17 protein-coding genes are annotated in these 18437 nt (G+C 45.2%); 9 read left to right on the forward strand and 8 right to left on the reverse strand.

The features are described from left to right. Nucleotides 1–40: 40 nt before the first annotated feature. The 7 genes from OCV11_RS20900 to xdhA form a co-directional block, all read right to left on the reverse strand. Nucleotides 41–370 carry an EF-hand domain-containing protein gene (locus tag OCV11_RS20900; protein WP_261897935.1) on the reverse strand — a complete coding sequence of 110 codons (330 nt, stop codon included), beginning with the start codon at nucleotides 368–370 and terminating at the stop codon, nucleotides 41–43. Nucleotides 371–637: 267 nt separating this feature from the next. Beyond that, nucleotides 638–1978 carry a guanine deaminase gene (gene guaD, locus OCV11_RS20905; RefSeq protein WP_261897936.1) on the reverse strand — a complete coding sequence of 447 codons (1341 nt, stop codon included), beginning with the start codon at nucleotides 1976–1978 and terminating at the stop codon, nucleotides 638–640. 2 nt (nucleotides 1979–1980) lie between these two features. Then, entirely contained in the window at nucleotides 1981–2304 is a 324-nt protein-coding gene (uraH, locus tag OCV11_RS20910; RefSeq protein WP_261897937.1) for a hydroxyisourate hydrolase, read from the reverse strand. Next, nucleotides 2301–2783 (reverse strand): 2-oxo-4-hydroxy-4-carboxy-5-ureidoimidazoline decarboxylase, encoded by a 483-nt coding sequence (locus OCV11_RS20915; protein ID WP_261897938.1) that lies wholly within the window; start codon nucleotides 2781–2783, stop codon nucleotides 2301–2303. Before OCV11_RS20915 ends, uraH begins: the two co-directional genes overlap by 4 nt. Then, a complete protein-coding gene (gene xdhC / locus OCV11_RS20920; protein WP_261897939.1) occupies nucleotides 2776–3720 on the reverse strand; it encodes a xanthine dehydrogenase accessory protein XdhC in 945 nt (314 codons plus the stop codon). The genes OCV11_RS20915 and xdhC overlap by 8 nt, the downstream gene beginning before the upstream one ends. Next, nucleotides 3704–6076, reverse strand: coding sequence for a xanthine dehydrogenase molybdopterin binding subunit (gene xdhB, locus OCV11_RS20925; protein ID WP_261897940.1), 2373 nt, complete (start codon nucleotides 6074–6076; stop codon nucleotides 3704–3706). Before xdhB ends, xdhC begins: the two co-directional genes overlap by 17 nt. Next, a complete protein-coding gene (gene xdhA, locus OCV11_RS20930) occupies nucleotides 6069–7469 on the reverse strand; it encodes a xanthine dehydrogenase small subunit (RefSeq protein ID WP_261896344.1) in 1401 nt (466 codons plus the stop codon). Before xdhA ends, xdhB begins: the two co-directional genes overlap by 8 nt. Nucleotides 7470–7956: 487 nt before the next feature. On the opposite strand from xdhA, the gene OCV11_RS20935 reads away from it, so the two are divergent. Then, nucleotides 7957–8592, forward strand: a complete 636-nt coding sequence (locus tag OCV11_RS20935; protein WP_261896345.1) for a TetR/AcrR family transcriptional regulator — start codon at nucleotides 7957–7959, stop codon at nucleotides 8590–8592. Between the two features lie 4 nt (nucleotides 8593–8596). On the opposite strand, the gene OCV11_RS20940 is transcribed toward OCV11_RS20935, so the two are convergent. Next, the gene (locus OCV11_RS20940; RefSeq protein ID WP_261896346.1) at nucleotides 8597–9748 is read right to left on the reverse strand and encodes a GGDEF domain-containing protein; all 1152 of its coding nucleotides are present in this window, start codon (nucleotides 9746–9748) and stop codon (nucleotides 8597–8599) included. 325 nt (nucleotides 9749–10073) lie between these two features. Between OCV11_RS20940 and OCV11_RS20945 the strand changes: the two genes are divergently transcribed. The 8 genes from OCV11_RS20945 to OCV11_RS20980 all read left to right on the forward strand — a co-directional run bounded on the left by OCV11_RS20945 (nucleotide 10074) and on the right by OCV11_RS20980 (nucleotide 18432). After that, nucleotides 10074–10442 carry a late competence development ComFB family protein gene (locus tag OCV11_RS20945; RefSeq protein ID WP_261896347.1) on the forward strand — a complete coding sequence of 123 codons (369 nt, stop codon included), beginning with the start codon at nucleotides 10074–10076 and terminating at the stop codon, nucleotides 10440–10442. Nucleotides 10443–10455: 13 nt separating this feature from the next. Then, nucleotides 10456–10734 (forward strand): HlyU family transcriptional regulator, encoded by a 279-nt coding sequence (locus OCV11_RS20950; protein WP_261896349.1) that lies wholly within the window; start codon nucleotides 10456–10458, stop codon nucleotides 10732–10734. A gap of 393 nt (nucleotides 10735–11127) precedes the next feature. Then, the gene (locus tag OCV11_RS20955) at nucleotides 11128–12681 is read left to right on the forward strand and encodes a Re/Si-specific NAD(P)(+) transhydrogenase subunit alpha (RefSeq protein ID WP_261896350.1); all 1554 of its coding nucleotides are present in this window, start codon (nucleotides 11128–11130) and stop codon (nucleotides 12679–12681) included. Between the two features lie 11 nt (nucleotides 12682–12692). After that, entirely contained in the window at nucleotides 12693–14072 is a 1380-nt protein-coding gene (pntB, locus tag OCV11_RS20960; RefSeq protein ID WP_261896351.1) for a Re/Si-specific NAD(P)(+) transhydrogenase subunit beta, read from the forward strand. Between the two features lie 130 nt (nucleotides 14073–14202). Then, the gene (gene vxrA / locus OCV11_RS20965; RefSeq protein ID WP_261896352.1) at nucleotides 14203–15678 is read left to right on the forward strand and encodes a sensor histidine kinase VxrA; all 1476 of its coding nucleotides are present in this window, start codon (nucleotides 14203–14205) and stop codon (nucleotides 15676–15678) included. Continuing rightward, nucleotides 15653–16312 (forward strand): response regulator transcription factor VxrB, encoded by a 660-nt coding sequence (gene vxrB, locus OCV11_RS20970; protein WP_261896353.1) that lies wholly within the window; start codon nucleotides 15653–15655, stop codon nucleotides 16310–16312. The genes vxrA and vxrB overlap by 26 nt, the downstream gene beginning before the upstream one ends. A 3-nt stretch (nucleotides 16313–16315) precedes the next feature. After that, entirely contained in the window at nucleotides 16316–17194 is an 879-nt protein-coding gene (locus OCV11_RS20975; protein ID WP_373332831.1) for a DUF2861 family protein, read from the forward strand. 59 nt (nucleotides 17195–17253) lie between these two features. Beyond that, nucleotides 17254–18432: a conjugal transfer protein TraF gene (locus OCV11_RS20980; RefSeq protein WP_261896354.1), complete on the forward strand. Its 1179-nt coding sequence runs from the start codon at nucleotides 17254–17256 to the stop codon at nucleotides 18430–18432. Nucleotides 18433–18437: the final 5 nt, after the last annotated feature.

The raw sequence follows: 18437 nt of genomic DNA on the forward strand, positions 1-18437 counted from the left end.
AGCAGGACACACACCCTTAATGACTGGATTGATATGACGATTAATCCTCATCTGAATCTTGGTTATTGCCACCACGACCTTGTGGCGGTTTGTGGTTGCGCATAAAGGTATCCATCTCTTGTTCGGTAATTTGCCCATCTCCATTAGCATCGATTTGGCTAAAATCACGACGCATTGGTCCTTGCACTTCGTCTTCGGTTAATACGCCATCGCCATTGGTGTCAAAGTCGCTAAAACTCGGTGGATGCCCACTGTTGGACCCATTGTTTGGCATTTGTGGTGGCTGATCATCAGAGAATGAATCACTTGCAAAGGTTGATGCAGACACACCTAAAGCGCAGGCAAATAGACAAATGAATAAACGGTTCACACAATTTCCTTGGTTTTAATTGAGGTATAACAGGTTGAAAGTTTGACCCATAATTGTGGGTACCAGAATAAGACATCCAAGTACTCAATAGTTTCTTTCTTTACTATTGTTTACAGTAATTTATGAGCTCGAGTGTTAAGGAGTGAGAGAGATTGGTTGAATGTAATTTCGCAATAAAAAGCCTGGGCAATAAAAAGACTGGTCAATGACCAGTCTTGATTATCGCGGCGCTCATCGCACTCCATTGAGTGAAGTCAGATAAGCAGTTTAGAAAGCGCTGACGACCGAAAAGGAGGGATGAGTCCATTGATGTTTGTGGCGATCAAATACTTTCACCCCAGACACGTAGGTTTTATCGATGACCCGCTCATCACCTAAAATGATTAAGGCAAACAACTCATCTTGCAGCGATTTAGCCCCTTTGATGCGCTGTTCAAGCATGGGAAATGCGCTTGGGTTGAGCTCGACAAAATCCGCTTCTGTTCCCACATTGAGGTTGCCGATTTTGTCTTCCAATTTAAAGGCAACTGCGGAACCTTGCGTGCAGTGATACATGGCCTCAAATGGGTCGAGGCTGTAGTGCTGCAATTGACACACTTTGTAGGCATCGGCCATGTTAGCAAACAAACTCATTGAGGTTCCCGCACCAACATCGCTGGCAAAAGCGATGTGAGTGCCACTTTGTTTGACTTTGTCAAACGGGAACAATCCGCTGCCTAAAAATAGGTTGGATGATGGGCAGCAGGCGACGGTAGCCCCAGAGGCCGCGAGTCTTTTCATTTCAGAATGGGTCAAATGAACACCATGACCAAATATCGCGCGCTCGCGCAATAACCCCGTTGATTCATAAACGTCGAGGTAATCTTTGTTATGCGGAAACAACTGCTTAACTAAGGCAATCTCTTTCACGTTTTCACTCAGATGAGTTTGAATAAATACGTCAGGGTATTTGTGCGCCAGTTGCGCCGCTTTTTTCAGTTGTTGTGGCGTGCTAGTCGGTGCAAAGCGGGGCGTAATAGCATAAAGAGCACGACCGTTATTATGCCAATGCTCAATCAAATCGATACTATCGAGATAACCCTGAGCAGGGGTATCTCGCAACCCATCCGGACAAAAACGATCCATCAATACTTTGCCGCATATCATCCTTGCATCAAAGGTTTGGGCTGCTTCGAAGAACATATCGACCGATTGGGGAAAAACCGTTGCAAACACGGCAGCTGTGGTTGTCCCGTGCGCAAACAGTTGTTCTAAGAAAAGGTCGGCTTGTTCTCTAGCATACTCCCGTTGGATGAACTTGAGTTCGGTTGGAAAGGTGTAATCGTGTAGCCAATCGAGCAGCTGCTGACCAAAACTGGCGATCATTTCGATTTGTGGGTAATGCGCATGAGCGTCAATAAACCCAGGCACCAATAGTCCTTGGTGCTGAATGATTTGACTGGCGAGTTGCGGATGCGCTTGTAAATAGTCATTGGCATCACCCAACCCGACAATTTTCCCCTCATCAACAACCAATACGCCATCTTCAAGATATTGGTACTGTTCGCAAGGCGAAGCGGTAATGTGAGGGAAATGAAATAGACGGCCTCGATGTACTTCTAAAGGCATAACTAACTTCCTCGATAACTACTAAACGCAAACGGAGAAAGTAACAGGGGAATGTGATAGTGGCGCTTGTCGACAATAGTGAAATGAATATCGATCATCGGGAAAAAGGTTTGACCGAAGGTCTCTTCACAATAGGGGGCGACAAGAAAACGGAGGGTGTAATTACCTGGTGCAAAACGGGTTTCACCAAAATCAACGCGACCATCGTCACTGGTAATGCCTTCCGCAAGGCATTCAAAACTTCCTAAACGAGATACTTTGACGGTGATGCCGGAGGCCGGAATACCGTTGGTATTGTCTAGTACATGACAGCTTAATTGACTCATAAATAGGCTTCCATCCTGATATGACTGATTTTCCTTTGCTCTTGAGCTGCAATCGGTAACTCTTGCTCACGCGTGTTAGGCAGGCGAGCTTTTAGCAAAGCGAGCATTTCCGCTGCGGTTTTGCCACTGGCACACACGATAAAAATGAATCCAAATTTATCGAGATACACCTGATTCAGCTCATGAAGCTCTTCTACTATATCATGTGCAGCAAGTTTCACTAGTCCTTGTTCTTGCGCACTTAAATTTCGACCATGGGCATACTTCTTTTTCAACGTATCTATATTGCCGATCATCGGGTGACCATGAAACGCTTCAAGCCAATCGGCTTCGGTCAATTGTTCAAAAGCGCGATCAGCTAATTGCAACCAGTGCGTTGAGTCATGCTGTGCTACAGCGTCGGCCATTAGGGTTTGCCAGTGTCGGCTAGCGCAGATTTGTTTGAGTTGATCACCACTTAGTGTGGTCTTTTCATCCATGATGGGCTTCTCTTAGCTGTTTACGCACCTCGTTGGCGTGTTGCCAATGGAGTGCCAATTGTGACTCTTTTGGCTCAGTATGTTCACTTGCCTTATCCATGGCAAAGCGTTGTATCAGTTGTCCGGCTATCGAGACCGCCACTTGCATCGGCAGTTTCCCCGGCACAGTATCAAGGCCAATCGGACAGGTTAATTGCTCGGTCCATTGTGGATCCGCTAGATCCTCTTTTAATCGATAGAAAAAGCGCTGTTTTTTACCTTGCGACCCAATTAACCCGACAAAAGCAAAACGTTGCTCAGAAAGAGCCGCTTTACACAACGAGTAATCGAGCTGATGGTCATGAGTCATAATGACAAGGTAACTTCCACTTGGCAATAGGGATATTTCTGCTTGTGGATCAGGATGATGTTGCAGTGTGACGCCTGTCGAAGCGAGCTTATCTAACCATTCTTGGCGACTATCCACCACCATGACACGACAGGGTAAATGACTAAGGATAGAGCACAGATTGGCACTGACATGACCCGCACCAAAGATGACCACATGGGGCGTGTCGGTCTGAAAATATTCAAACAACACTTGCACTGCGCCGCCGCAGCATTGACCAAGGTCGGCGGCTAATGCAAAGCGTACAATTCCCATTTCAGCATTACCTTGATTCAGTGCGTTACGGGCATGCTCAATCACTTGGTATTCCAAATGACCGCCACCTAGAGTATCAAACTGCTCAGTGGAACTAATGACCATTTTGGCGCCGCTGGCACGCGGTACGGAGCCCGCATGGGCGAGCACAGTTGCAACGCAGTAGGGGTAGCCTAACTGGTTGAGCTGCTGACACGCACTTAACCAATCTAAGGTGTGTGTCCCCGTTATTTTCCCGTTAGTAAAGGTGTGTGTCCCGCTTATTTTGGTATGTGAATCATTCATATTCGACATGAGCTTCCTCCATCACCGATTGCTTCGCTGCATCGCGCACCGCTAAACAGGCCATTAATATCTTTTCGCCCGTAGCGGGAGCATGCAGATTAGGATCAAAACGGTAGTTACCAATCGCGGCAATCGCATCATAAATGGCGCACCAGACACTGATGCCATGCATAAATGGTGGCTCGCCGACCGCTTTAGAACGATAAATGGTCTGCTCGGGATTGGGGGTAGTGTAAAGATCAATTTGCAGAGACTTAGGGTAGTCGCCAATACTTGGGATCTTGTAGTTCATCGGGCTGTTACTGAGTAACTTACCCTGTGTGTCCCACACCAGCTCTTCCGAAGTTAACCATCCCATCCCTTGAATAAAACCACCTTCAATTTGGCCTATATCGATCGCCGGATTAATACTCTGACCGACATCATGCAAGATATCGACCCGATCGATGGTGCTTTCCCCCGTTAAGGTATCAATGGTCACTTCACTGCATGAAACGCCATGGGAAAAATAGTAGAAAGGTCGGCCACAGCCCATACTGCGATCGTAACCAATCTTAGGGGTTTGATAATAGCCAGTAGCAGAAAGAGAGACACGATTGAGATAAGCCATTTGCACCAGTTCTCGCCAAGAAAGGGCTTTATCGCCATACGCGACTTCTTCTTGTTCAATGGTCAGTGTTTCAGTTGTGGCAAAGTGACGCTGAGCCACATCTAGCAAACGCTCTTTAATCATGACCGCTGCGTTGTACGCTGCCATGCCATTTAAATCAGCGCCGGAAGAGGCCGCGGTCGGCGAGGTATTGGGTACTTTATCGGTACGAGTTGAGGTCACCAGAATTTTATCTGGGTGAATACCAAACGCTTGCGCGACAATTTGTTGAACCTTGGTGTGCAAGCCTTGCCCCATTTCGGTGCCGCCATGGGAGACTTGTACTGAGCCATCGGTATAAATATGGATTAATGCGCCAGCTTGGTTGAGATGTTGAGCGGTAAAGGAAATGCCAAATTTCACCGGAGTCAGTGCAAGACCTTTTTTAAGCACTGGGCTGGTTTGGTTCCACTTATCAATGGTTTTGCGCCGCTGGCGATAGTCACACGATTGTTCCAGTTGCTTCATCATCGTGAGCATGGTTTGGGTTTCGTCAACTTTCATCCCATAAGGGGTAACATCGCGGTTTGGACGATAGAGATTGTCGTAACGGACATCCAATGCATCGCGACCTGTGAGAAGAGCAAGTTGCTGCATCACTTTTTCAATTACGATCATCCCTTGTGGACCGCCAAAACCACGAAAAGCGGTATGAGAACAGGTATCTGTTTTCAGGCGATTGCCGGAAATACAGGCATTACCGAGGGAATAGGCGTTATCGGCATGGAACATCGCGCGATCGACAATCGCATCGGACAGATCGGCCGAATGTCCACATAGCCCATTAATATCGATATTGGCGGCTGATATTTGTCCCTTGGCGTTGGCGCTAATTTGGTATTGATTGTAAAACGGGTGACGTTTACCGGTGGCTTGCATATCGATGCGTCTTGGTAAGCGTAATTTCACCGGCTTGTTAGTGATGGTCGCCCCGAGCGCAGCCAGACACGCCCACTGCGCGGCTTGGCTCTCTTTACCACCAAAACCACCGCCCATGCGGCGCATATCCACGACCACTTGATTAAAATCGATGTTGAGCACTTCACCAATGAGCTTTTGTACTTCGGTTGGGTTTTGCGTTGAACTTTGGACAAAGATGCCGCGATCTTCGGTTAACTGTGCGAGGGCGCACTGGCCTTCTAGATAGAAGTGTTCTTGTCCGCCGACATGAATATCCCCGGTAAGGTAAATAGCTTGGCTAGCCAATGCTTCATGAGAAACCAAATTACCAATGGTGTGATTGGGTAACAGTGGCGCTTGACCTTGCGTTTGGGTAAAGGTAGTGATCGGTTGTGCTTCAGTTTGATACTCAACTTTGGCGTGCAATGTAGCCTGCCAAGCCTGTTGATGTGTTTTGGCAATCACTAAAGCGATCGGTTGGCCAAAGTAACGAATCTCGTCATCGATGGTCAGCAGTGGATCGCCTTTATGCACGGTACCAATGTCTTTTTCGCCGGGAATGGCATCTGCGGTTAATACGGTAACGACTCCTGCGGCGGCTTTGACTGCCGATAAATCCAGGGCGGTGATTTTCCCTTTGCTAATGCTGCTCACGATAACGGCGGCATGAAGACAACCATGGGGGGTTAAAACATCATCCACAAATGGGGCACTACCACACACTTGTTTATGGGCGCTTTCATGGGCTCGCGATTGACCAATAGTGGCTTGGTCTTGATAGGAGGTTGATGGTTTTAGTGATGTGAGTTTACGCATGATGCACCAACCTGGTTGGAATCTGTTGAAGGTCTAAATAGAAGCGTTGCAGTAGATTTTGCACCAGCAAAATACGATATTGCGCCGATCCGCGAACGTCAGTCAGTGGATGTATGGTTTGCGTGATGGCTTGTTGCGCTTGGGATAGTGCGTTTGAGGTAAAAGGTTGACCGAGTAACACCTGTTCTACAGCAGATAAACGAATCGGTCTATCGGCGATACCTCCCGCACCAATAGCGCATTGACTGATCTGTCCGTGCTCGTCAAAGCGAACGTTAATCGCAATACAAACCGTTGAAATATCATCTTCAAAACGTTTACTGACCTTATACACGGCATGTTTGTCATTACGTTGTAACTTTGGTAACACAACCGCGCTGATCCACTGGCTAGGTTTAAGTACGGTTTGGCGATAGCCGACAAAAAAGTCTTGTGCAGCGATGGTTTGTTTGGTGTCACCGTCATCGAGCTCGATGCTGGCATCCAAACTGAGCAACAAAGGAGCAATATCCCCAATCGGCGAAGCGTGCCCTAAACTGCCGCCCATCGTCGCGCGGTGGCGAATACTCATACTGCCAATACGATGAAATAGCTCTTGAGCACTGGGTAAGTGAGTTTTTAGCCATTGATGCACATCGTGTAATGACACTGAAGCGCCGATGCGCCAACCTTGCGAAGACTCACTAATGGTGGTGAGATCATCTACTTGGGAAACATCGATTAGGCTTTCTAACGGTTGCCATTGCTGAGTCACTACCAAAGAGAGGTCTGTCCCGCCTGCAATTAATTGAGCTTTGGGGTGCGCTTTGCGAATGCGGCTTAACTCGCTGCGGGTCTTAGGGAGATAGTAACTGTCACTGGTGAGCGGCTTCACCTGTTTCATCCAATGGATAGTATTGGCGAAGTGGGTCGCTAATGGGTCTATTACTGGCTTTTGTGCCAATGAATTCGCCACATCGATAATTGGACCATAGCCAGTACAGCGGCACAAATTTCCAGCCAGATAATCGACTGGTTCGCTGGTCAATTGAGTCTGTTTGGATAACGCATAGAGCGACATCATAAACCCAGGGGTACAAAAACCGCATTGCGAACCATGTGCAGCAACCAAGCGTTCTTGAATTGGGTGTAAACTACCTTGTTGGTTGAGAAATTCAACGGTAATAATCTGCTTGCCGTGCAGTGCGTGAAGCGGAGTAATACAAGAATTGATCTGATGAAAGGTCAATTCCTCTTGGTTATCAAGAGAGACCAGCACCACGGTGCAGGCGCCACAATCGCCACTGCCACAACCTTCTTTGCTGCCGGTCATTTGCTGCTGCTCACGTAAATAGGTGAGTAACATGGTATCGGCACTCGCCCTTTCAATTTGGACGACCTCACTGTTTATCATTATCTCTAGCATACTTCCTCTGTCCTACTGACCGAAACTCAACACCGAGATGTCGTGGCACGTTGGTTTCGTTGTTATTGTCTAATAAGCGTATTCCATGCTCGTTATTTGTTACAAATATGCAAAAACCTGACCAGGTGTTCAACTTTATACGTAGCAGGCAAAGAATTGTCTCAGTAAAAAAATGGAGACGATCAATTTCTTACGCAGAAAATGCCCATCATGATGGTAATAAAAAGGTCTAACCCGTTGTGAAATAGAAAAATAGGGTGAAGTGAGCGAAAGACGATGGGGGCGTCGTGTTGGGAATTAAACGAAATAGTTAGTTAACGAATTGGCGAAGACAGAAGATAAATTTAACGAGGTTAACGAGAAAATCTGTATAGTTATCAGATAATTCGTTATTCTATGTGGCACATAATTGTGCAGTTGTATCCAAATGGTGCAATCACATCACCGTTATCATCGTTTGAACAGGGAATATGTAGTGCAAAAAGAAGTCTCACCTAATCGTTCTGCCTCTGCGGGGGATATTCGTCGTCGTAATGAACAGATCATTTTGGCGGCGGCTGCAGATGAATTCGTGAAACACGGCTATAAAGGAACATCGATCCAATCGATTGCCGATCGTGTTAATTTGCCTAAAGCCAATATTTTGTATTACTTCAAGTCAAAGGCCGGTCTGTATAAAGCACTGCTTCAAGACATTCTTAACCTGTGGAATGAAGGTTTTGATGAGGATGCAGCAACGCAACCACCAGCAGAAGTGCTGCGTCGTTATATCAAAGGAAAGATGCGATACAGCCGTACGCATCCGCAAGAGTCAAAAATCTTCGCCCAAGAGATCATTCAAGGAGCCCCGATCATTCATGATTCGATTGAATTGCCTGTGGTGGAATGGACAACAGGGAAAGCGAACGTGATCCAACACTGGATTGAGCAAGGGCAAATTCGACCAATCAATCCATTGCATTTACTGTTCTTGATTTGGGGAGCGACCCAGTTTTACGCCGATTTTGATACGGAAATCTTGCTGATTAATGGTAATCCATTAAATGATAATGAATTTGATCAAGCGACCGAATTTGTCATAGATATGGTACTGAGAGGTCTTTCTTTATAGCGGTTTAATAATCGGTTGGGTCATAGATCTTAATGCAATTACGGCCCGCTTTTTTAGCCCGATATAAGGCCTTATCGGCGTTTTCTTGTATTTCAGTGACAGTGTCACCTTGAAAACTATCGCTAATACCAATACTTACGGTTAATGACAGACAATCTTGTTTGTAGGGTACATGTCGATATTGACGTCCCTGAGTATTATCACTTGGGCGTTTAGCGTAGTTACGCAATACCAGCGGATAAGTGGCAATGTCTTCGCGAATCAGCTGCAGCAAAGGAGCACACTGCTGAGCATTTTTACCTTTAAAAACAATTAAAAACTCTTCCCCCCCATAGCGATAAATCCGACCGTTCCCTTTAACTAAGGCGAGTCGGCTAGCAATCAAACGTAATACGTCGTCTCCCGCATCATGTCCGTAGGTATCATTGAAACTTTTGAAGTGATCAATATCTAACATTGCTAGGGTATATTTTCGGCCAAGTTGACGCAGGTCGATCTCAAGCGCTTGCCTGGCGGGAAGCTGTGTTAACGGATCGGTAAACGCCATCTTATAGCTGGTGGAGAGTAAATAGACCATCATCAAGACCGCAATCACCGAAAACATGATGCTGGAAATAAAAGGGACATCAAAACGAGTAAACGCATTGCCAGCTACCAAAAGTGTTGAGTAGATCACCACATCAGAAAGACGGTTGTGCGAATAAACAAGAATTCCAGCAAACAGAGTTAAAATCGCAATATAGAGTGTGAGTACGCCTGGTAACGGTGAACTGCTTAACTGGGTGCTAGAGAGAAACGCCATTAAATACTGAATAGCTAAATGGTCGGGGTTAGAGACAATTAACTCAGCCCAACCAATCAATAGCACCAAGATAACGAGAAAGAGGGCAAAGCCTGGATGCCAAATGGTTTCATTCTTGAAGAGATAGATTTGCCAGCAGGCAACGGGCAATAAGAATGCTAAAAGAGACAGCTTAATTAATGACAGATCTTGTACGTTTGGCCCGATTAATGTGTGTTGAATCAACCAATAACAAACAAACAGAGCGATAGAGATCATCGCCACTCGCCCTTGGCGAAAGAAGTAAGCAATTAGAAAAGCGCTGCAGAGCAAAACATAAGGCATGTAGATCGCAAATCCGAGATTAGCTTGCATGACTTGAACCACACTGTTCATCCCAAACCAGAGTAAACTGATTAGGAGCACAGGGCAGACAATCCGAAACCAGTGTGAAGTGAATAAGCGTGTATACATGTGTGTTTAAGGATGCGCCAGTGGATCTGGAAAGATCAAAAGAGCGACATTCTAAACTCCGAGATGATTGAACGAAATGCAAATATTGAACCGAAATTAAGTTTTTTAGGCAAAATCTAATTATTGAGGCAATTCTAGTCACTGTTACATGGTGTGCTGGTGATTTGTTGATAAAAGTCAAAGTGTTGATTAGTGTTAATGTGAAGACCGATAAGAGGACTACCTGATGCAAATTAATGTCGATGTACATAATTATATGGAAACGTTAGTAGGGCAGTTATTAGCGCAAGAACATTTTGCTGACCGTTTTGACAACGAACAACTGGCGGATCTTGCCTGTCTTGCGCTTAATCAGCTCAGACCTGTGTATATTCGCCACGATATCGACTTTTTATCGGCACTACCTGAAGACCGATTAATGGTGCTTAAGCAGCATGCAGAGACGGCGATTGCAGTTGCCTTGTCGATGATCGTTGAAGATAGACGTAAAAATCGCGATACTGACATTCCAATGACTTGGCACGCCACAAGATTTGATGAAGACCCAGAACTTGAATGGTACGAAACGCCGGTTATGAAACCTAAAAACCACTGATTAAGGAGTTATTGTGGGGCTGTTTTCTCGTTTATTTGGTGGCAAATCAACACCAGAAGTGAAAGAAGTAACACCTGTTGAGTACAAAGGCTATTTGATATATCAAGAGGCGTTATCAGAAGGTGGTCAATATCGTATTGCCGGCCGCATTACAAAACAAGTTGGCGATGAGCTTAAAACCCACCGTTTTATCCGTTCTGATGTGTTACCAAGTAAAGCCGATGCGGACGAATTGATGCTGCGAAAATCGCAAATGTTTATCGACCAGATGGGCGACAGCATTTTCTCTTAATGTGTTTATCAAGCGATTCTCTTGTCTAAGCGCCACTTTTTTGTGGCGCTTTTTGTTACTGATTCACAGAACCACTCTTTCCCTTTCTTTTACACTAGGTTAGTCATCGAAAAGCGTTATTTTGGCGAATTGTCTTTATCAGCAATCGTTAATTTAAGTTGCCGTATGAGTAACGCTATACGATGAACAGTAGAATGTCGCGACTACCGAAGACGTCGTAAGAGACACTTTTGGTGTTATTTAGTCAAAATAAAATGCGGTATTTACTGTAAGTCTGTGAATTTTTATAGAGAAAATAGGCTCAAGTTAGAAATTTACATACAAACCACTTGCAGTGCATCTCAGCCTTCGATAGAAACGAATGTCATCGGGTCAGTATTTCAAGGAAATGATATGCAAATTGGTGTACCAAGAGAGAGGGCTGACGGAGAAACCCGTGTAGCAGCCTCTCCAAGTTCTGTGAAACAGTTAATCAAGCTCGGTTTTGAAGTATGTATCGAAAGTGGCGCAGGTGCGCTAGCAAGTTTCGATGACGCGGCATATGAAGAGTCAGGAGCTTCCATTGTAGATCAAGAGAAGGTGTGGGAATGTAGCCTGATCTTGAAAGTAAACGCACCACTTTATGGCGAATCAGCCTCTGTGGATGAATTGGCATTACTTAAAGAAAACACCACGTTAGTCTGTTTTATTTACCCAGCTCAACACCCTGAATTAATGCAGAAACTGTCGGATAAAAATGTCAATGTCTTAGCCATGGATGCCGTTCCACGTATTTCGCGTGCTCAATCACTCGATGCGTTATCGTCAATGGCTAACATTGCAGGTTACCGTGCTGTGGTTGAAGCAGCGCATCAATTTGGCCGTTTCTTTACGGGGCAAATTACGGCAGCGGGTAAGATTCCACCTGCGAAAGTCTTTGTTGCTGGTGCAGGTGTTGCAGGCTTAGCGGCCATTGGTGCAGCGGGTAGTCTTGGCGCCATGGTTCGTGCGTTCGATGTTCGTCCTGAAGTGAAAGAACAAGTTCAATCGATGGGCGCAGAGTTTTTAACCGTCGATTTTAAAGAAAACTCCGGTTCTGGCGATGGTTATGCCAAAGAGATGTCGGATGATTTCAATCGCAAAGCCGCGGAGCTGTATGCAGCGCAAGCAAAAGAGGTGGATATCATCATCACCACCGCGCTGATTCCGGGCAAACCTGCGCCTAAGTTGATTACCAAAGAGATGGTCAACAGCATGAAAGCAGGCAGTGTCATTGTTGACCTTGCTGCAGCTAACGGCGGTAACTGCGAATACACGGTGAAAGATCAGGTATTTACCACCGACAATGGGGTGAAGATCATTGGTTACACTGACATGGTCGGTCGCTTACCTACACAATCTTCACAGCTCTATGCGACTAACCTTGTTAACCTACTCAAACTGCTGTGCAAAGAGAGTGATGGCACCATTACCATTGATTTTGAAGATGTAGTCGTACGTGGTGTTACTGTAATCAAAGCTGGAGAAATTACCTGGCCTGCACCGCCGATTCAAGTTTCTGCACAAGCGAAAGCCGCGCCCAAAGTCACCAAACCTGTGGCAAAAGAGCCACCAAAACCGATGTCACCTTGGAAAAAGGCGGCTGGTTTGGTTGTCGCTGTCGGGGCCTTTGCCTGGGTCGCTTCTGTTGCACCTAGTGCTTTCTTAAGTCACTTCACTGTCTTCGTCTTGGCTTGTGTAGTGGGTTATTACGTCGTTTGGAATGTATCACACTCACTTCATACTCCGTTGATGTCAGTTACTAATGCGATTTCAGGGATTATTGTGGTTGGGGCACTACTGCAGATTGGTCAGGGCCACGGTTTAGTGTCGTTTCTGGCGTTTTTTGCCATTCTTATCGCCAGCATTAATATTTTTGGCGGCTTCACCGTCACCAAACGTATGTTGCAAATGTTCCGTAAAGACTAAGGGAGTTAAAGATGTCTGCACAATTGGTTCAAGCAGCGTACATCGTTGCTGCCTTGTTTTTCATTATGAGTTTGGCTGGTCTTTCAAAACAGACCTCCGCTAGAGCTGGTAACTATTACGGTATCATCGGGATGGCGATTGCGCTTATCTCGACCATACTTGGCCCGGATAGCCATGGCGTATCGTGGGTCATTTTGGCGATGGTGATTGGCGCTGGTATTGGTATTCAATTAGCCAAAAAAGTTGAAATGACTCAGATGCCTGAGCTTGTCGCGGTTCTGCATAGTTTTGTTGGTTTGGCTGCGGTATTGGTGGGTTACAACAGCTTTGTCGATGCACCTCTGTTGGCATCATCTGCTGAACACACTATTCATTTGGTAGAAGTGTTTGTGGGTGTCTTCATCGGTGCGGTCACTTTTACTGGGTCAATCGTCGCGTATGGCAAATTAAGCGGTATGATCAAATCGTCGCCACTTAACCTACCACATAAACATAAGCTCAATTTGATCGCCGTATTGGTTTCTCTATGGTTGTTGATTCACTTTGTCAAAGTGGATGGTAGTGTTTGGGCATTGATTCTAATGACACTTATCGCGTTCGCCTTTGGTTACCATTTAGTAGCATCCATCGGTGGGGCAGATATGCCAGTGGTGGTGTCTATGCTGAACTCATACTCTGGTTGGGCGGCCGCGGCAGCTGGTTTTATGCTAGCTAACGACCTATTGATTGTTACTGGCGCATTGGTCGGTTCATCAGGTGCGATCCTTTCTTACATCATGTGTAAGGCAATGAACCGCTCATTTATTAGCGTTATTGCCGGTGGTTTTGGCCAAGAAGTGACGGTCTCTAGCGACCAAGAAATGGGTGAATATCACGAAACGACAGCAGAAGAAGTGGCTGAGCTCTTGAAAAACTCCCAATCTGTCATCATTACTCCTGGGTACGGTATGGCAGTGGCTCAAGCTCAATACCCTGTGTTTGATATCACAGAGAAACTGCGTAGTCGCGGTATCAATGTGCGTTTTGGTATCCACCCAGTCGCGGGAAGGTTACCGGGTCACATGAACGTACTGCTAGCTGAAGCCAAAGTTCCGTACGACATTGTGCTGGAAATGGATGAAATCAATGATGATTTTCCACAAACAGACACAGTATTAGTGATTGGCGCTAATGACACAGTTAACCCTGCCGCTCAGGAAGATCCTGGTAGTCCAATTGCAGGAATGCCTGTGTTAGAAGTGTGGAACGCGAAACACGTGATTGTGTTTAAACGTTCAATGAATACCGGGTACGCTGGCGTACAAAATCCGCTGTTCTTTAAAGATAATACACAGATGCTGTTTGGTGATGCCAAAGCGAGTGTGGAAGCGATATCCAAAGCGTTGCAGTGATTTGACGTTTTATTGTCCAAGAAGCCAGCATAGCTGGCTTCTTTTTTCTTTTTGTTAACCATTATTGACAGCAATATAACAAGCCGCGTATATATTTCGAGAATAATCAGTTATAGTATTTTTCAACTTAATGATTTATATAAGAACTCAATTGAGAAAAGCGATAATCATAACAATAGCCGCGATAGGGACATTTTTCACAGCCGCCACTCGGGCGGATTCTCTCCCAGAGCGCATCGATCTTTTTGTATCGCTTTTCGATTACGATTCAGCGGTCGTGTCTTACGATATTCGCAATATCCAAACGGATTTTCCTTCTCGTTTGATCACGCCAGACAGTATGTTACCGCAGACATCGTCATACCCTTTACGTGCAATTCAGCAGCTTTACAAATTGGCCATGAATTGCTCAAGCTCTCTTCCGTACAACCCACTCGTCACCGAACCTTTGTCCTTTACACGTGCCATATGTAATGGAACAAAGTTAAAACCAGGGTGGTTTGCACGAAGTGGGCTGATTCACCCAGGTGGCGGGACTTACGCTGCTCGGTATGTGAAGATTTATCCTGATATGTATGAAGAAATTAAACAATACATGCATATCGAAGAGCGTCCACAAGCGCCAAAAGGAACATTGCTTGGTCGCTTACAGGCGATGAATACAGAATCCATTGAAGCTTTGCTGTCTGGCGCTTTGATGTTTAGCGAACAAAATGAACTTTGGCTGCGAAAGGGAGACAAATATTATGTCTTTAATGAGGATATTTGGAACCATAACGCAAGCCGAGCTGGCCTTGCTTATAGCGTAGTTGGCTCAAATAGTGCGTGTTTTGTGCAACGAGGTAATATTTGCTGGGATATTGAAGACCATTCCAATTTACTTCGTGTGAGCATGGTAGTGTTGGTGATTGCCAACATTCTCTTGGTACTCGGTTGGGCTATCTACCGTTGGAATTCTAAACGCCAAGAGATGAAGAGCCGTATGCTGATTTTGCAGATTTTGACTCACGAACTGCGTACGCCAATCGCTAGCCTCTCGTTAACCGTGGAAGGATTCCGCCGCGAATTCGAACGGTTACCAGAGACGGTATATGATGAATTTAGACGCTTGTGTGAAGACTCTCGGCGTTTACGCCAGCTTGCAGAGGCGAGTAAAGATTACCTACAGTCGGACAATAAACCGTTAGCCACCGATTGGGTGCCTTCGGTTGAAGAATGGTTGCAGTATAAAGTTGAAGAGGAGTTTAAAGACCCCATAAAACTGAATATAAATCAGGATGTTGCCGCGAAATTAAACGTCTATTGGCTCGGCACATGTATCGATAACTTGATCCGCAACGCAGTAAAATACGGTGTCGCGCCTGTAACTCTTGATGTCATTACCACTGATCATTCAGTAACAATCAAAGTGACTGACCAAGGAACATTAACTCATAAAGATTGGCGTCACTTACGTAAGCCGTTCGTTAGTAAGAGTGGCTTAGGACTTGGCTTAACTATTGTAGAATCGATGGTCGGAAGAATGGGCGGTACTATGACCCTCATTGGACCACCGACAACATTTATATTGGAGATACCCTGTGAAACAGACATTGCTTCTCGTTGAAGATGATAAAAACCTAGCAGATGGCCTTCTAGTGAGTTTGGAACAAGCAGGATATGATTGTTTACATTCAGAAACCATTGCTGACGTAAAACAATACTGGGACAAAGCAGATTTGGTTATTCTTGACCGCCAATTACCTGATGGTGACTCCGTTGAACATTTGGCAGATTGGAAAAAGATCAAAGATATTCCAGTCATTCTTCTTACTGCACTTGTTACCGTAAAAGACAAAGTAACGGGTCTTGACGCTGGTGCAACCGACTATCTGACAAAACCTTTTGCAGAAGCGGAGTTATTTGCTCGCATTCGCGCACAAATGCGCAGCCCTGAAGGTGAAGGCCAAGATGATAGCAAAGTTGTGACCAACAATCTGATCATCGATAAAGCAACGCGTGAAGTGTTCTTTAATGATGAAATGATCACGCTAACACGTACAGAATTCGATTTATTGCTGTTCTTAGCAAGTAATCTTGGCCGAGTATTTACGCGTGATGAATTACTTGATCATGTATGGGGTTACAATCACTTCCCAACGACTCGTACTGTTGATACTCACGTATTGCAGCTACGTCAAAAATTGCCAGGTTTGGAAATTGAAACCTTACGTGGCGTTGGATACAAAATGAAAGCGTAATTCATGAAGAAATCCATGTTGTTACTAGGCACGTCATTGTGCGTGCCTTTAACCTCTCATGCTGTGGATTGGTTTGAACAAAGCACTCCATTGACGCAAGCCCATCAACATCTGCTTGATGGTGACTTGCAAAGCATGTTTACTTCTTTAGTAGAAGTGTGGCAGCTCGACCAAGACAAAAGCATCAAAGAGCATCTCAATTCACTTCTTGTTCAATCGTTAACCGTAGATTGCGGCAAAGGATTAGACAGCAAACAATTCCCTGACTGGATAAACAGTATTACGATTCGTCGTTTGAATATTCAAAGCCCAGGGCGTGATGCGTATCAGTTGCTAGTCAATGTCGCGGCAAAAAAAGAAATTGCTGATATCCGTCTCTCCAAGTGGGTAGATAAAGATATCTCATCCGACACCAACTTTAGTCAAACTACAAGTGACAACGTCACCAGTGGAATCTATAGCTATGTTAAGCGTTACAACCTTAACAATGATGTTTCACAAGGCCTCTATCGCATTGATGTTACAGCAGATGACCAAGAGTCTTGGAGTGCTTGGGTTATCTTTAGTGAACAAAAAGCGAAGCAAACTGTTCGCTGGGCGTCTAAAGATCATTGGCAAATCGAAAAGAATGCGTTGCTGAATAAGTTCTGCCCACTGCCTAAGCTGGGTGTCTCAGTTTACGATTACGTTAAAGGGAAATACCAAGAAATCTGGAACCACAGTTATGATTCCGATTATCCCACGTCCTTACCGGTCGATAGCCTTCCACCTGACCGCTATGTTTTGGCGGTGTCAATGACACAACAACGTTGGCAAGGTCCCATCATCATCGAACAGTCGCAAGTCATTAGTAAAACATATGATGTTGCTACTGAAGAATAACTAAAGTTTGAAAAAACTAGGCCGATAAGCAAGTTAAATTACTAAACGGCCTAGTTACAATGAAAACAAAAATCAAGCTGATAACGTTGTCTATCTCTCTCGCTGCAGCTAATGCTGTTGCGGGTCCGTATTCTGTTGAAGCCCGCGGTGACGCGATGGGGGGAGTAGGTGTCGTGTCAGGCACTTACTTGACAGCTCCTTTTTATAATCCAGCTTTAACCGCAATTTATCGTCGTAATGACGACGCTGGCATGATTTTGCCAAGCGTTGGTATTAGTTACGATGACCAAAACAGCATGCTCGATACTGTCGACAACATCGCTGATATTCTTGATGGTATCAATGGCACCGTATCCCAAGCAACGGCCGATGAACTTGATAGTGAATTGAATAAGTTAGATGGCGCGAAAGTGAATGTTGAACTAGGCGCTGGGTTTGCTTTAGGTATTCCAAACCAATATCTCTCAATGAACTTATTTGGCAAAGCATATGCAGAAACGTTTGTGACAACCGATGTTGGCACTTGTAGCGATTCTAGTGATGCGAATGCTTGTACCGTGGAAAAGGCTCAAAACTCCACAGTCACCGCAGTTTCGGTTGGCATCACGGAAGTGGGCTTAGCGATGGCACGATACAGTACCGTATTTGGCCAACACACTTCTTTTGGTATATCGCCAAAGCTGCAACGTATTTACACCTTTGTCTATCAAAGCACTGTCGATAATTTTGATCTGACGGATGTCACTAAGAACAGCAATGCAGAAAATGTACTCAACCTAGATGCTGGCGCTCTTTGGTTCTATGGTCCGTTTCGTGTAGGCTTTTCTGCTATGAACCTTATCAGTCACGATATTCAAACCAAATCCATTTCGCCTGCCGTCTCTGGCAATGCCAATGTCCAGTACAACTATCAAATGCGCCCACTGTATACCGTTGGCGCAGGAATTGTTGCCGACTACTTTACGATCAGCGCGGACTACGATCTCAATGAACAAAAACGCTATAAAGAATTTGCTGATAATGCTCAGATGCTTAGGGTAGGGGCTGAGTTAGACATATTAAGACAATTGAAGCTACGTGTTGGTTACAAAAAGAACCTCGCCTATAGCGAAAGTGACCCCACATACACTGCCGGTATTGGTTTATCTCCGTTGGGATTGTTTGAAATGGATATAGCTGGTAGCTATACCAATGAAAATTCAATGGGTGCGTACGTTAACTTCCTTGCCACGTACTAACTTTC

Origin of the sequence: Vibrio porteresiae DSM 19223 (assembly GCF_024347055.1) — a bacterium.
Classification (GTDB): Bacteria; Pseudomonadota; Gammaproteobacteria; order Enterobacterales; family Vibrionaceae; genus Vibrio; species Vibrio porteresiae.